Below are 14,158 nucleotides of genomic sequence, written 5' to 3' on the forward strand. Positions count from 1 at the left end.
TGTAACGCTTTCCTGTATCCTGAGAGCATGCCATTGATTGGCAACGCACCATAAGGGAGGTTCGTCATTCAAACTGTCTCAATCAGCTTTTTCCGTTTCAGTCGGGGTTTCGACCGTATCTGGGCCCTTGCCATGATGGGATTGGCAAGGCCACATATGCGGCGTGTCGACGGGATCGGATTTTGGAAACTTTGTGGATCAGGCACCGGTGAAGGCTTCACACCGATCCCCAATTTGGGCGTTTATTCCATTCTGGCGACCTGGCCGGATGAAGAAACCGCAAGACGACAAACCCGCACTGCGGCGATCTTTCGCAAATATCTGGACAGGGCCAACGAATGCTGGACCGTGTTCCTGACCCCTGTTTCAATGCGGGGCAAATGGTCGGGCGTCGCCCCGTTCAAGGTGCATGAGCGTAACAGAGACGGCGCCGTCGCCGCGTTGACCCGTGCAACGATCCGGCCTCTGACCGCACTCCGGTTTTGGTGGCGCGTGCCAGATATTAGCGCCGTCATTGGCGCAGATCGCAATGTCATCTTCAAGATCGGTATCGGCGAAGTGCCTTTAATGCACCAGATTACGTTTTCGATCTGGCCCGACACGACAACGATGGCAAATTTCGCCCGTGTCGACGGCCCTCATGCCAGTGCGATCCGTGCCGTACGGGACGGTAATTGGTTCAGCGAAGAATTGTATGCGCGATTCCATATTCTTGGCGAAAACGGCACATGGAACGGAACCAGCCCTCTGAATAAAAAGGGGATACCCGCATGACGGCAGTTTTCCCATTTTCAGCCATTGTTGGTCAGGACCAGATGAAACTGGCCCTGATTCTGACCGCGATTGATCCGAGCCTGGGCGGTGTTCTGGTGTTTGGTGACCGAGGGACCGGCAAATCCACCGCAGTACGAGCGCTGGCGGCTCTTTTGCCGCCGATCACCGTTGTCGCTGGGTGCCCCGTCAACGCTGAAACACATGCAGAAAGCCCCGAATGGGCAGCGGTCAAGGTCGGGAAATTGGTCAAAAGGCCAACGCCCGTTGTCGACTTGCCTCTGGGCGTAACCGAAGACCGCGTCACAGGCGCGCTTGATATCGAACGAGCACTGACCCGAGGCGAAAAGGCGTTCGAACCCGGTTTGCTCGCCAGCGCCAATCGCGGATACCTCTATATCGACGAGGTCAATCTTCTGGAGGATCACATCGTCGATCTGCTGCTCGACGTTGCCCAATCCGGTGTCAACGCGGTGGAACGCGAAGGGCTGTCGATCCGCCATGCTGCGCGGTTTGTGCTGATTGGATCGGGCAACCCCGAAGAAGGTGAATTGCGGCCACAACTACTGGATCGGTTCGGCCTCTCGGTCGAGGTTACCTCTCCCACTGATATCGACGAACGCATCGAAGTGATCCGCCGCCGTGACGCTTTCGAAAACGATGCAAAACCGTTCCTGAACCGCTGGCGCCGCAAAGATGGCAAAATTCGCAAGGGCATTATTGCCGCCCGCGAACTGTTAAGGCAGGTATCAACGCCTGATGATGTGCTAAGAGACTGTGCCGCGCTTAGTCTTGCGCTTGGCGCAGATGGTTTGCGCGGCGAACTCACATTAATGCGGTCCGCCCGCGCGCTGGCCGCCTATCAAGGCAACGATTGTACCGACCGAACCCACTTGCGCCAGGTCGCCGCCATGGCACTCAGCCATCGTTTGCGGCGTGACCCGCTGGACGAGGCCGGATCGGCGACACGTGTCGAGCGCCTTGTGAAAGACGTGCTGGAATGAGCCAGCCCTCGCCCATTGCAACGCGTGCCGCGCGTGCTTTGGCGGCCTTGGCGATTGATCCGGCCGGATTGAAGGGCATGTCCGTCCGTGCCCGATCAGGCCCCGTTCGCACCGCGTTCGAAAGCCTGCTGCCACGATTGACCGGCGCCCTGCGGCGTATTCCACCGACCGTTTCAGACGTCCAGCTTTTTGGCGGCCTCAACATCGCCGCTACGCTGGCCGAAGGGCGGCCTGTTTCTGATCCGGGGTTGGATCAGACTGCCGCAATCCTCGTAATCCCAATGGCAGAACGCATAGCACCAGGCGTTTCGGCCCGATTAGGAAACATCCTCGACATGTCAATCGGACACGCGCTGATCCTGCTGGACGAAGGGGTTGAGGCGGAAGAAACCGTGCCGAGTTCTCTACTGGGTCGGCTGGCCTTTCATACTGATCTGAATTCACTCTCGTTCATCCAGGCGCAGTTTCTGTTACCTGCCCCCGCTGATATGGATCACGCGCGCGACCGCCTGCCATCGCTTCGCATTGCGCCCGGTGATCTGAGTAAACTGACACTGCTTGCGACCCGCTTTGGCATTGATAATCTACGTGTGCCCACATTGGCGGCCCGTGCTGCTTGTGCGCTTGCCGCCCTGGATCGCGCTGAAACCGTCAAGGACACTCATATTTGCGAAGCAGCCGAACTTGTCATGCCTCATCACGCCCGGATCCTACCCGAACCCGAGCGCGACAATAGCGCAGAAGACAGAACTGAGGCAGACAGCGAAATTTCAGATGCCGAGGTCGCGACATCAAACGCTTTGCCCGAGGATATACTTGTTGATGCCGTCGCGGCTCTGCTTCCGCCCGACCTGCTTACTCTTGACGCGCGCGACAAGTCACCCAAGGGCCGGACAGCCGGCGGTGGCGCCGGCGGGCGGCGTTTGGGCAATCGGCGGGGGCGGCCTCTGCCCGCACGCTCGGGTAAACCAGACGGTCGCAACAGAATTGATCCAATTGCCACGCTGCGCAACGCAGCCCCTTGGCAGGGCATCCGGCGCACGCAAACCGATGAAACCCGCGCTGTCATCATCTACCCGTCCGACCTGCACATCCGCCGCTTTGAGGACCGCTCGGATCGGCTGTTGATATTCGTGGTCGATGCCTCCGGGTCCGCCGCCATCGCACGACTATCCGAGGCGAAGGGCGCGGTCGAGATTTTGCTGGCACAGGCTTACGTCAAGCGCGATCAGGTCGCACTGATTGCCTTTCGCGGCACCGGGGCTGAACTACTATTGCCGCCCACGCGGTCATTGGTTCAGGGTAAACGTCTGTTGTCGGCCTTACCGGGCGGTGGTGGCACTCCGCTTGCCACCGGATTGCGGGCAGCGCTGTCGCTTACGGAGCTGTCGCAAGATCGCGGGCTTAGCCCGATGCTGGCGCTTCTTACCGATGGGCGGGCTAATGTGAGCCTCGATGGAGCGCCAGGTCGTATAACTGCCCAAAGCGATGCAACTACACTGGCAAAACACATACGACAGATTGGCATCAGAAGCGTATTGATCGACACCGCAACGCGTCCGGGCACAATAGCGGCAACATTGGCGGGTGACCTGGGCGCGCGTTATCTGGCCCTACCACGCGTCGACGCCAAGGGGATCAGTGCCGTTGTTGATACGGCATTGAACCATTAGCGCCATGAATTGGGAGCGTGAACACTCAAACTGGTCACTGCCTCACTTGTCGCGGCGCATCTGCCTGCGTTCGCACCGTTGGCATGTGCAAGAGGTTGGCGATGGTGATACGTTGCTTTTGTTGCACGGGGCCGGTGCCAGCACCCATAGTTGGCGCGACATCATCCCGATACTGGCGGACAGATATCACGTGATCGCATTGGACTTGCCTGGACACGGCTTTACCCAGATCACCGGCAACAGACGCCGAAGCCTGACAGCTATGACACAAGACATCACTACCCTTTGCGCAAGACAAAACTGGTCACCACGCGCTATTATTGGCCATTCTGCAGGAGCCGCAATTGCACTTAATCTGTCCCTGTGTTTGCCGACTTTCAATAATTCGCCCCCGGTCGTTGTTGGTATCAACCCCGCTCTGGGGCGGTTCGAAGGTGTCGCCGGTTGGCTTTTCCCGCTCTTGGCCAAGCTTCTTGCCCTGAACCCACTGACATCACACTTGTTTGCCGCGGGTCGCAACAGCACCGCACGCGCCCGCCGATTGATTTCGGGCACTGGCTCAAGCTTGGCAGAGGAAGGCATCGGTTACTACGCCCGCCTGATATCAGACCGTGATCATGTCGAAGGCGCATTGCAGATGATGGCGCAATGGGACATTGACAATCTGCTTGACCATCTGGGCGACATTCACAGCAGGTGTCTTTTTGTCGTCGGGGAAAATGACCGTGCGGTGAAACCCGCCATCGCAGAGCGTACGATAACAACGATTCGGAACGCCGAAATACTGCGTATGAAATCTTTGGGACATCTTGCACATGAAGAAGCGCCTGAGAAAATAGCAGAAACCTTGCTTGTTTGGATATCAGCAGCCTACACAAATCCCGGAGCCGATATCGAAAGTTAACCAAATCTCGGTCGAATGCGACCAAAGTTGGGCATTCTGAGTGATGTCTACGAGCTGACTAAGCACCACCAAGGCGCGGTCTCACGCATGACCCAAATCCACGGCTGCGCGTTCAACGGAACGGTCGCGTACGACGACAAGTTCGTCTACATTCACCATGGTTTAGACGCGACCCAAGACCAGCTCATGATCGCCTTATCCCTCATCGAGTGATCCAGAAAACGGGTGATTGATTGGCTTAGGAGGATCAGACACGCCGTTGTCTCAATCTATGCCGCGTTCTGTTGACGCAGCAAGCGGCGTTTTGATGGTCTTTCGTTTGATCCTTTCTCGTTGTTTCAGAATGGCTTGACCTCGGTCGAAGTAGACGTCGGCAGGCGTGAGGTTTTGTAAACTCTCATGGTGGTGATGATGATTGCAATGCTCCACGAAGGTGTCAATCTGATGCCTGAGGTCACCGGGAAGATAGTAGTTTTCCAGCGGTATGCGGTTCTTGAGTGTCTGGTGTCATCGCTCAATCTTGCCTTGGGTCTGGGGGTGATACGGTGCACCACGGACATGATCCATTGTCTGATCTTCGAGCCATTCTGCCAGCTCGCCAGAGATGTAGCTGGACCCATTGTCGCTGAGTAGCCGTGGCTTGTGCAGAACGGCGGCCTGGTCGCAGCCTGAAGCTTGCAGCGCCACGTCCAACGTGTCGGTCACATCCGTTGTCTTCATCATGGTGCAAAGCTTCCAGGCAATGATGTAGCGGCTGTAGTCGTCCAGGATCGTGCTGAGATAGAACCAACCCCAGCCGACGACCTTAAGATAGGTGAAGTCGGTCTGCCAAAGATGATTGGGAGCCGTGGTCTTGTCCTTGAACTCGTCGGCAGCTTTCAAAATGACGTAGGCTGGGCTGGTCGAGGCTGCACGGGCCGTATCTCCCGCCAGACGCTTCTTACCCGCCTCAAGAAATTCCTTGGACCAACTGCAACACAGGCTTTGCGCAATCCCCTCACGGCGGCGCAGCTCGGCAATGCTGTCCTTGCCCTTGGGGAAATCAAGAGTGCTTCGATTTGGTATGCTGAAAACCCACACATGATCGTAGCCCTGGTCTTGCGCGGCATGGCATGGGCCGAATTGCCATTGCCAGTTGTCAGAGAATTGGTGAGAGCAAACAAGCTGGCTCAAATTGAATACACGTTCCAGCAAAGCGACGCGTTAGAAGGCATTGACCTGGTCTGGACAGAGCAACGAGTTCCCGGCCAAGCAGGTCAATGGATTCAGAGTCAGCTTCTCAACATCTCGCAAGATGTATGGAAGGGATGAGAAATCGAATATGCTGCGCTGGACATGAAGGGCTGCTTTCGGGAAACCGATGGGTGGATTTTGAAAGCAGCCGAACGACAGGTTTGGGCCGTCCTTAATGTTTGGGTAGGGAGCCCTTGCAGAGATCAACAATATCAGCAAATGACAGATTCAGGTACAGAGCCGCTGAATACAACTACCCAGCTTACGAGCGCATGGTTCATACACAGTATGACACTGACCTATCAGATCAATGCCGATTAATCTTCAATTCCTGTCGATAAAAACTCCCTGATCACCGGATCAATTTTCAGGCTTTCGATTGGGTGTATCCCACATGTCCCAAACAGTTCGCGCACCGATTTGTAGGTTTCGAATTTCTTCCATGCAACTTTGGAAGCATAAGGCGTTCGACGAGGCAATGAAGCCAAAAAACACATCGTGCCAAACAAGTACTGCTTTTTCTGCCGATGGGGCGGCGTCAGGATATACATGCTGAACGCATTTTCGCCCCGCCGTTCATTGTCGACTACGAATATTCGTCCGCCCTGATATGAAACCTTGCCATCACATCTGGTCCAGCGACGTGATTGAAGTGTCACGTCGCTCAAGACTTCGATCAATCGGCTGTAAATAATGCCATTTCTTTCATCCAGAAAAACGGCATTCACCGCGACACCACCAGCCGCAGCAGGGGAGTGAAAAAACACCTGATAAGCGCCTAGAAACGGGCGCAGTTTCGTAAGATCCCCCGGGAAACTGTTGGCCAGAGGATCTTTTCGGCGCTCGGCCAGTGTGGCTGCGTTTTTGCGGTATGCTCTCACCAATTGTGCTTTGGAGCTGAGCATCAGGTTCTCGTCAACATCGAAGTATTGCGCAATCCGCCGTAAGTTATGCGCCGAAGGTTTCGCCCGACCTGTCAGATACTTACTGAATTGCTGCTGATTAATCCCGATGTCTCGGCACACTTGGGCGACGGACGGCTTTTCCGCGCACAGAAATCGAAGGTTCTTTTGCAATACAGGGGCCATTCTTTTTAACTCTCAAACGACACTTGTTGACCTATTGAACTTATATAGGCTTACAAAAGCTTAAAGTCGCTCAATTGCGATGGCAACAGTTTCCCCCCAGGTTTCAATACGAATGCTTAGGGAGGACCACCAATGAACAAGCAGCAATTTTTGCAAAAACTAGAGCGCCAACTCATGGCGCAAGATATTGATAGACGCCAATTCATGCGCGGTGTTTTGTCGACAGGTATAGCAGTTGGGGCGGCCACGATGCTTGCTGATAGGGCGCTGGCCGCGACACCCAAAAAAGGCGGGACGTTGCGCGCGGGTTTGGGTCACGGAGCCACAAGTGATACGCTTGATCCCGGTCTTTTCGCCGCCGGATTCATGATTCCCGTTGGCATCGCCATGAATGGTTATCTAACTGCGTTTGACAGTGAAAACAACGTTCAACCCGGTTTAGCTGAATCGTGGGAAGCATCACCAGACGCCACGGTCTGGAATTTCAAACTGCGCCAGGGTGTCGAGTTTCACAACGGCAGGTCCGTGACCGCACAAGATGTCATTACGTCGATCAATCACCACCGTGGCGTAGACTCAACCTCTGCCGCTGCCCCGTTGGTGTCCAGTATTGTCGAGATGAAAAGCGATGGACCGGACCGGGTTGTGATTACTCTTGGTGCAGGCAACGCCGATTTCCCGGCAGCGCTGGCCGACTATCACATTGCCATTCAGCCTGAAATCGATGGCAAGATGGATTGGCCGTCGGGTATTGGTTGTGGCCCCTATTCGCTGGAAAATCTCGAACCGGGTGTTTCGGCAAAATTGCTGCGCAATAAGAACTACTGGACCGATGCCGAAGGCCACGTTGATGAGTGGCAATTGCTGGCACTACTGGACACGAACGCCCGGATGACCGCCGCGTTGACAGGTGATGTTGACGTGGCCGACAAGATTGACGTTAAAACAGCCGGGCGCCTTGCGGGAAATCCAAATCTGAATGTGCATTCGATTGCCGGAACGCAGCACTATAGTTTCCCGATGCTGACGAACGCAGCTCCATTTGACGACAACAATGTCCGACAGGCACTCAAGTGGGGGATCAATCGCGAAGAGCTGGTCGAAAAAATCCTGTTCGGATACGGATCCATCGGCAACGACCATCCCATCGGCTCAGGTCAGAAGTATTTCAATACCGAACTTGAGCAGAAGACCTATGATCCTGACAAGGCGAAATTCTTTCTCAAAGAGGCCGGGCTAAGTTCGCTTGATGTCGAACTTTCCGCCTCGGACGCGGCCTTTGCTGGAGCAATTGATTCCGCGCTTCTCTTCCAGAATTCGATGGCTCCGGCGGGTATCAACGTCAAAGTTTCGCGCGAACCAAACGACGGGTACTGGTCAGACATCTGGATGAAGAAAGGCTGGGTGGCCAGCTATTGGGGTGGGCGTCCGATCGAAGACTTGATGTTTTCACTGGCCTTCAAATCGGGTGTTTCGTGGAATGAATCCTTCTGGTCGAATGAGCGGTTTGACAGCCTTCTGATTGAGGCGCGTGCGGAGTTGGACGAAAACAAACGTCGCGAGATGTACTGGGAAATGCAGGATCTAGTTGCGAACAAAGGGGGCGTCGCCATACCAATGTTTGCGTCTTATGTTTTTGCGACCCGGCCATCCATCGGTATGCCTGACACGTTGGGTTCAAACCTTGATGTCGATGGGCAAAGCTTTATGCAACGCTGGTGGAAAGAGTCCTGATCTCCCGGAGGGCATCAATCTTGACCGGTGTCAGCATATGGTGTCAGGCGGCAGAACACGCCGCCTGACCACAATAACGGGAGACTATTCGATGCGACTTTTCATCGCGACCCTGTCAACGGAAACAAACACGTTCTGTACCATGCCAACCGGCATGTCCGGTTTTGAAGAGTATTTCCTGCGTCACGGTGATGCGTCGAAAAGCCAACCAAACCTGATGACCGAGGCGTTACACGTCTGGCGTAGAAACGCGGAAGCATTGGGCTGGTCGATAACAGAGAGCTTAGCGGCGATCGCCGAGCCTGCCGGCCCTACCATCGCTTCCTGTTACAAAGCATTGCGCGACGAAATATTGGGAGACCTTGAAAAAGCAGGTGGCGCGGACATCGTGTTGCTCCAATTGCATGGCGCCATGATTTCCCAGCAAGTCGAGGATTGTGAGGGCGATATAGTCGCTTGTGTTCGCAATCTCTGCCCGGACGCGGTGATTGGCATATCATTGGATCTGCATTGCCATCTCACACAGAAAATGATGGATGCCTGTGATCTGATCATCTGCTTCAAAGAATACCCACATGATGACGCCTCTGATCGTGCAGAAGAGTTGTTCGATCTGGCTCATCGTACCGCTGTTGGGCAGATCAAACCGACGATGGCCATGTTTGATTGCAACATGATCAACGTCTACTTAACCAAAACGGGTGCCATGCGAAAATTCGTGGATGGTATGAGCACGTATGAGAAAAAACCCGGAATTCTTTCAATTTCACTGGCACATGGTTTTCCATGGGCTGACGTGAAAGATGTCGGCGCGAGAATGCTGGCTGTCACGGACGACAACGCCAACCTTGCCGCCCAAACCGCCGAAACCCTGGGGAAAGAGTTTTTTGATCTTAGGCATGACGTCACGGATCAATTTGTCAGCATGGAGATGGCACTGGACATCGCCGAAAGCGCAACACGCGGCCCAGTGGTTCTGGCGGATATGGGAGACAATTCAGGGGGGGGTGCTCCTGGAGATGCCACGTTTTTGCTCCGTGCCACTCTGGATCGCGGCCTGACGAATGTGGTCACTGGCATTTTCTGGGACCCAGTAGTCGTACGCATCTGCGAGGATGCCGGCGAAGGCGCGACGCTAAACCTTCGCATTGGAGGCAAGACCGGGCTTGCCTCAGGGATTCCAGTGGACATCTCCGGCACAGTCATGAAAATTGCCGACGGGCTCGGCCAGCATTTGGGGCTCGGGCTCGAACCGCTGGGGAAAATGGTGTGGATTCGTTGTGAGAACAGTTTAGATATTGTCGTCAATGACTTGCGGACGCAGGTCTATCACCCTGAAGCATTGGAACAACTCGGCATCGATCTGTCGGAAAAATCCATTGTTTGTGTGAAATCCATGTTCCATTTTTTTACGCCCTTCCAAAAAATTGCAGCACAGATCGTACAGGTCGCGACCCCGGGCGGGACATCGCAGGATTTTGCAACCCTGCGCTATTCAAAACGGGACAATTGTTTTTGGCCCAAAAATAGTGGCAACATTTTCGCGCAAACCTCAGCACAGTCCTTGATGTCTGACTAACGCATTCTGCAGTAAAGCATCCTGATTTCTTCATCGTCCTCGGCCCTGTGTTAGGTGGTGACACGGTAGTTTCTTACAATGCTTTCGACGACTGCTCCGTTCGGGATAGGCCCGGAAGCGAGATCATTTCAATCAGTAGGGCGTTGGCCCGAAGCAAACGGTGAATCCACAGCTTGTTTCATGGAATCCGGCGAGGCAGAGGCCGGAAATTGTAGCGCGTGCCACGGGGCTGTTGGGCGCCTGCTGTTCATGATAGAATGGCGTTATTTCGAGTTACCTTTTCTGTGCAAGCTTTCCAAGAAGGAGTGCGTGCAATGCCCATTTTCCTAGCTGTCATACCACTGCTACTTCTCGTAGTCATAAATACTGCAACCGACGCCCAGGCCCAGGCCTGCATGCGGTCGACCTCGGTCGCTGCCTGCGGAAATGAAGAATTCCTAGACTGCACGATCGACGTCGACGGGGTCGACCGTGAGTTCTGCTTACACAACCCGAAGGAACTGCCGCCGCCCGCCGCCGGCCATGCCCGCCCGGTGGTGGTCGTCTTCCATGGCGGTGGCGGCAACCGGCGCAATGCTGTTGCCTTTGTCGATCACCTGACCGAGCAGGACATCATCTTCTTAGTGCCCCAGGCACTCGAGTCGGATTTGACGCTCGGCGCACCACCCGCCACTGTCAGTGCCTGCATCCCACTCTGGCGGCACCTGACCCATTACGGTGTACAGGACTGGACCGACTTCGCGAATCCCAACCCCAACAGTTGCGGCCCGGCAGGGGCCAACAACGATCACGATCTTAAACTGGTCGAGGCTCTGCTGGACGAGGCCGATGCGCGCTTCGATGTACTCGGGAACTATGCACTGGGCTTCTCGAACGGCGCGGGCATGGCATTGCAGCTGATGATCACCGACCCACTCTCAGAGCGGTTTTCCGGCTTTGGTTTGATCGCCAACGGCATCACTCAAGAAAAGGTCGATGCACTTGGCGCGGCGGGCGTCAAGCCGTGGCAGCCGAACACCGAGACGCTTCACCCGACGATGCTGATCTGGGGCACGGCCGACAAAATCGCGTTCCCAAGCGAGACCATCATAGCGGACATCGACACGAAGGTAACGGTAGGCACATGTCCCGTGATCACCGATGCGCGCTCTTTTATGGAATGCTATATGCTGACACCAACGGCACCTGCGACCAATGTGTTCGACTACTTCTCGCGCATAGACGAGACTGCCTTCTGGCTGGTGATCCGAAACGGAGCGTTCCTGCGCGCCGTCGAGACGACCTATGCGGACAAGGGCCGCGGGGATGGTGCGCTCTTGGAGCAGGACATCACCATCGGCGTCAGACAGGACTACGTAGCGCTCGAACCTGACACCGAACCGGTCAGCGTTATAACTGTGGTCGGGGGCAACCACGAGATCCCGGGCAAGGAAGGCGCGAATGCGCCCTGTGGGTCGAACAATTGCGATTTTCGGGCGATTAACGAGATTCTGGACTTTTGGCGCAGTCACGCCGGGTTCGAGACCCAGTGGAAGTAGTCAACCCTTCGATTACTGACGATCTTATCCAACAGGGCAGTGGTTTAGACGCCCTTCGATTGCTGTTCAAGGCGAGCGGCAGGATTGTCCCACCAAGCGGTCGTCTGATTTTCTGAAAATGCGACGTTATGCATGAAGGTCGGGTTTCGGGAAATTGCAGAGCCGGGTTTTTGAATGAGTGAATGTCCGGTTTAGGCCGGTCTTGATGTAATGATTGGTATGTCTTCGTGAGCAGCGTCGAGCAGATTCTGGGCTTCGCTGAATCGAACACATACGCAACAATTCGCCGACTGATGTGCTCACAGGAATGTGACACCGCCAAATTGTTGGCCGACCGCATACTTAATCCAATTCGTTCAATAATCTTGGGAGGGTTCGATGAGACTAGTGGGATTGTTTTTGGCGGTTTTGGCCGCTCCGGCGCTCGCACAGGACGTGACACGTAGCATCGAACCGGTAACAGGCGACGTCTATTTGATGCGAAATAACTTCCACAACTCGCTTCTAGTGGCGACCTCGGAAGGTGTTGTCCGCGTTGATCCGATAAATGCCGAAGCTGGCGAATGGCTCAACGCCAATCTCGGCGAAATTGGACAGGAGAAAGTTAGCCACCTGATCTATTCGCACAGTCACGGCGATCATGGTTCGGGCGGTGATGTGCACGAAGACGCTATGGTGATCGTCCACGAGGACGCTCCGGATGCGATCAATGGCGTCACGCCCGACTTACGTATTGGGGACACACATTCATTGTCCATTGGAGGGAAGACAATCGAGCTTACCAATCTCGGCGCAGGCCATGACACTCACATGCTGGTCACAATCGTTCGACCCGAGAACGTCGCGTTTATTGTCGATGTTGCTGCGCCCAAACGGCTTCCATATCGTGATTTTGCCCGCTCGGATATCGGCGGTTGGTTCAAACAGCTCGAAGCTGCGCAGGCATTGGATTTTCAAATCTTTGCACCGGGTCACGGAGCCATTGGAACGAAGGACGATCTTGGAGACGCATATACCTATATGGTCGATCTGCAAACTGCGGTGCTTGACGGTCTGAAGGCCGGAAAATCGGTAGAGCAACTGAAATCCGAGGTTACGATGGATGCTTACAAAGATTGGGGGCAATACGATGCATGGCGTGAAGAGAATATCGAAGGAATGGCGCGCCATCTGAAGGCCTCTGGCCAAGCCGATTGACGTAACCCGAAATGCCCGTTCGAATGCGAAAGAAGTTGGTGGTGTAATGCTGACGCAAAAAACGCGCACTTTCGCTAAACTACCTTGCGCACAGATGCTCAAAAGGAGGCATTCAAAATGACATATTCGCAGATCACTCGCCGCAAGTTGATTGTCGCAGGCGGTGCTATGGCGGTTTCCGGAGCGTCCAGCTTCGTTGTCCCCGCACGGGCTCAAAGCCTTGCGCCAACACGCTCGATGCGGGGTGGGTCGAACAACTATTTGCCTGGTGCGCCTATCGTAGATCGGATCGGAGGTGGCGGGTTCTGGATGACGGGAACTGTCCGCCGCGCGGGTGACGGTACCGCGCTTTCGGGCCAACGCATTCAAATCTGGGCACATACGACCGAAGGACATGAACGCGACCCTCACAGTCATGGGGCCACCCTTACAGACGCGAACGGGATGTTCCGCCTCGAAATGCCGCAAATTGTCCCGGCCTTCGGCCAACCACACGGCCACCTCGCTTATGACAGCGATGACTTCGAAACGGTTTTCCTGCGTCCTGTGATGTCGAACGCCAAGGATACCGAACTTGAGGCGCATTTCGTCCTTCAGCCAGTTTGATTGAACTGGGCAAAAAGCGAATGATTTTGGTTCGTGCGGTGTTGATCTGGGCGGCTCTTGCTATTGCCATCATCGCACCAATTGTTTTGTCAGCATCGAGCCCGCTTCTCGCATGGCGCGATCCGATCTACATCTTGGCTGGGTTCGCAGGCGTATTCGCAATGACCCTTCTGCTTGTTCAGCCGTTGTTGGTGGCCGGATACCTTCCGGGTATGTCTGGACTTCGTGGGCGGCGAGCACATCGCTGGGTCGGGGGCGTAATGGTTGTGAGCGTCTTGGTTCATGTTGTGGCACTTTGGATAACCAGCCCGCCAGATGTGATCGATGCGCTCCTGTTAACGTCGCCGACGCCATTTTCAGCCTGGGGCGTGATTGCCATGTGGGCCGTATCCGCTGCCGCGCTGCTTGGCTTGCTGCGCCAACGATTGCGTCTGCGACCGTATCTTTGGCGCCGCTGCCACACTGCGCTTGCGGCGGTGGTTGTTGTTGGAAGCGCGGTCCATGCAATTTTAATTGAAGGAACAATGGAGACGATGTCGAAGGTAGCGCTTTGCGTGCTGGTCCTCACGGCGAACGTGAAGGCTCTGGCTGCTCTGCGGGTGTGGGCATATCGAACAACATCGCGCTAGTCCGCAGCACGGCGCGTGGCAGATTTGTGCCCCATATCGATTAGTCGCGCTTAAACTTCTGCACATAAAACCAATGTCAGTTTGTGCTGTTTCGCCGATCCACGGGGCTCATTTGGTGAATGACCGCTTCTCTAATTGGGCGATTGGGTCAAGCTCATTTTCCTTGTTTTTCGCAGGTCCATTGTCACTCATCCGGGTCACG

Annotated in this window: 13 protein-coding genes and 1 pseudogene; 12 read left to right on the plus strand and 2 right to left on the minus strand. The window is 55.1% G+C overall.

The window, feature by feature from the left end; all coding sequences use genetic code 11:
• Nucleotides 1-66: 66 nt before the first annotated feature.
• From crtA to Q1B27_RS19115, 5 genes are read left to right on the plus strand one after another with little or no spacing between them, the layout of a single operon-like run.
• Nucleotides 67-774 (plus strand): spheroidene monooxygenase, encoded by a 708-nt coding sequence (gene crtA / locus Q1B27_RS19095; protein ID WP_367181366.1) that lies wholly within the window; start codon nt 67-69, stop codon nt 772-774.
• On the plus strand, nt 771-1,775 hold the full coding sequence (gene bchI, locus Q1B27_RS19100) for a magnesium chelatase ATPase subunit I (protein ID WP_299849970.1): 1,005 nt from the start codon (nt 771-773) through the stop codon (nt 1,773-1,775). Before crtA ends, bchI begins: the two co-directional genes overlap by 4 nt.
• Nucleotides 1,772-3,448, plus strand: a complete 1,677-nt coding sequence (locus tag Q1B27_RS19105; RefSeq protein ID WP_299849972.1) for a magnesium chelatase subunit D — start codon at nt 1,772-1,774, stop codon at nt 3,446-3,448. Before bchI ends, Q1B27_RS19105 begins: the two co-directional genes overlap by 4 nt.
• 4 nt (nt 3,449-3,452) lie before the next feature.
• On the plus strand, nt 3,453-4,352 hold the full coding sequence (gene bchO / locus Q1B27_RS19110) for an alpha/beta fold hydrolase BchO (RefSeq protein ID WP_299849974.1): 900 nt from the start codon (nt 3,453-3,455) through the stop codon (nt 4,350-4,352).
• A gap of 27 nt (nt 4,353-4,379) precedes the next feature.
• Complete coding sequence (locus Q1B27_RS19115) at nt 4,380-4,565, plus strand: hypothetical protein (RefSeq protein WP_299849976.1); 186 nt, start codon at nt 4,380-4,382, stop codon at nt 4,563-4,565.
• 56 nt (nt 4,566-4,621) lie between these two features.
• On the opposite strand, the pseudogene Q1B27_RS19120 reads toward Q1B27_RS19115, so the two are convergent.
• A pseudogene (locus Q1B27_RS19120) lies at nt 4,622-5,399 on the minus strand (transposase); the annotation flags it as partial.
• 33 nt (nt 5,400-5,432) lie between these two features.
• On the opposite strand from Q1B27_RS19120, the gene Q1B27_RS19125 reads away from it, so the two are divergent.
• Nucleotides 5,433-5,663 carry a hypothetical protein gene (locus Q1B27_RS19125; protein WP_299850018.1) on the plus strand — a complete coding sequence of 77 codons (231 nt, stop codon included), beginning with the start codon at nt 5,433-5,435 and terminating at the stop codon, nt 5,661-5,663.
• Between the two features lie 239 nt (nt 5,664-5,902).
• Here the strand turns inward: Q1B27_RS19125 and Q1B27_RS19130 are convergent, their stop codons facing one another.
• The gene (locus Q1B27_RS19130; RefSeq protein ID WP_299849978.1) at nt 5,903-6,673 is read right to left on the minus strand and encodes a helix-turn-helix transcriptional regulator; all 771 of its coding nucleotides are present in this window, start codon (nt 6,671-6,673) and stop codon (nt 5,903-5,905) included.
• Nucleotides 6,674-6,805: 132 nt separating this feature from the next.
• Between Q1B27_RS19130 and Q1B27_RS19135 the strand changes: the two genes are divergently transcribed.
• The 6 genes from Q1B27_RS19135 to Q1B27_RS19160 all read left to right on the plus strand — a co-directional run bounded on the left by Q1B27_RS19135 (nt 6,806) and on the right by Q1B27_RS19160 (nt 13,956).
• Entirely contained in the window at nt 6,806-8,407 is a 1,602-nt protein-coding gene (locus Q1B27_RS19135; protein ID WP_299849980.1) for an ABC transporter substrate-binding protein, read from the plus strand.
• A 91-nt stretch (nt 8,408-8,498) separates the two neighbouring features.
• The gene (locus tag Q1B27_RS19140) at nt 8,499-9,986 is read left to right on the plus strand and encodes a M81 family metallopeptidase (RefSeq protein WP_299849982.1); all 1,488 of its coding nucleotides are present in this window, start codon (nt 8,499-8,501) and stop codon (nt 9,984-9,986) included.
• Between the two features lie 395 nt (nt 9,987-10,381).
• A complete protein-coding gene (locus Q1B27_RS19145; RefSeq protein WP_299849984.1) occupies nt 10,382-11,524 on the plus strand; it encodes a hypothetical protein in 1,143 nt (380 codons plus the stop codon).
• Between the two features lie 378 nt (nt 11,525-11,902).
• Nucleotides 11,903-12,721 carry a hypothetical protein gene (locus Q1B27_RS19150; protein ID WP_299849986.1) on the plus strand — a complete coding sequence of 273 codons (819 nt, stop codon included), beginning with the start codon at nt 11,903-11,905 and terminating at the stop codon, nt 12,719-12,721.
• Between the two features lie 117 nt (nt 12,722-12,838).
• On the plus strand, nt 12,839-13,327 hold the full coding sequence (locus Q1B27_RS19155; protein WP_299849988.1) for a twin-arginine translocation pathway signal: 489 nt from the start codon (nt 12,839-12,841) through the stop codon (nt 13,325-13,327).
• Entirely contained in the window at nt 13,324-13,956 is a 633-nt protein-coding gene (locus Q1B27_RS19160) for a ferric reductase-like transmembrane domain-containing protein (protein ID WP_367181363.1), read from the plus strand. The genes Q1B27_RS19155 and Q1B27_RS19160 overlap by 4 nt, the downstream gene beginning before the upstream one ends.
• Nucleotides 13,957-14,158: the final 202 nt, after the last annotated feature.

This window comes from uncultured Roseovarius sp. (assembly GCF_947489715.1).
Lineage (GTDB): Bacteria > Pseudomonadota > Alphaproteobacteria > Rhodobacterales > Rhodobacteraceae > Roseovarius.

Excerpts from the sequence above, each read along its gene's own strand:
- Q1B27_RS19155 (WP_299849988.1), top strand. The coding sequence starts at position 12,839 with ATGACATATTCGCAGATCACTCGCCGCAAGTTGATTGTCGCAGGCGGT.
- Q1B27_RS19125 (WP_299850018.1), top strand. The coding sequence starts at position 5,433 with ATGATCGTAGCCCTGGTCTTGCGCGGCATGGCATGGGCCGAATTGCCA.
- Q1B27_RS19135 (WP_299849980.1), top strand. The coding sequence starts at position 6,806 with ATGAACAAGCAGCAATTTTTGCAAAAACTAGAGCGCCAACTCATGGCG.
- Q1B27_RS19105 (WP_299849972.1), top strand. The coding sequence starts at position 1,772 with ATGAGCCAGCCCTCGCCCATTGCAACGCGTGCCGCGCGTGCTTTGGCG.
- Q1B27_RS19145 (WP_299849984.1), top strand. The coding sequence starts at position 10,382 with ATGCGGTCGACCTCGGTCGCTGCCTGCGGAAATGAAGAATTCCTAGAC.
- bchI (WP_299849970.1), top strand. The coding sequence starts at position 771 with ATGACGGCAGTTTTCCCATTTTCAGCCATTGTTGGTCAGGACCAGATG.
- Q1B27_RS19140 (WP_299849982.1), top strand. The coding sequence starts at position 8,499 with ATGCGACTTTTCATCGCGACCCTGTCAACGGAAACAAACACGTTCTGT.
- bchO (WP_299849974.1), top strand. The coding sequence starts at position 3,453 with ATGAATTGGGAGCGTGAACACTCAAACTGGTCACTGCCTCACTTGTCG.
- Q1B27_RS19150 (WP_299849986.1), top strand. The coding sequence starts at position 11,903 with ATGAGACTAGTGGGATTGTTTTTGGCGGTTTTGGCCGCTCCGGCGCTC.
- Q1B27_RS19130 (WP_299849978.1), bottom strand. The coding sequence starts at position 6,673 with ATGGCCCCTGTATTGCAAAAGAACCTTCGATTTCTGTGCGCGGAAAAG.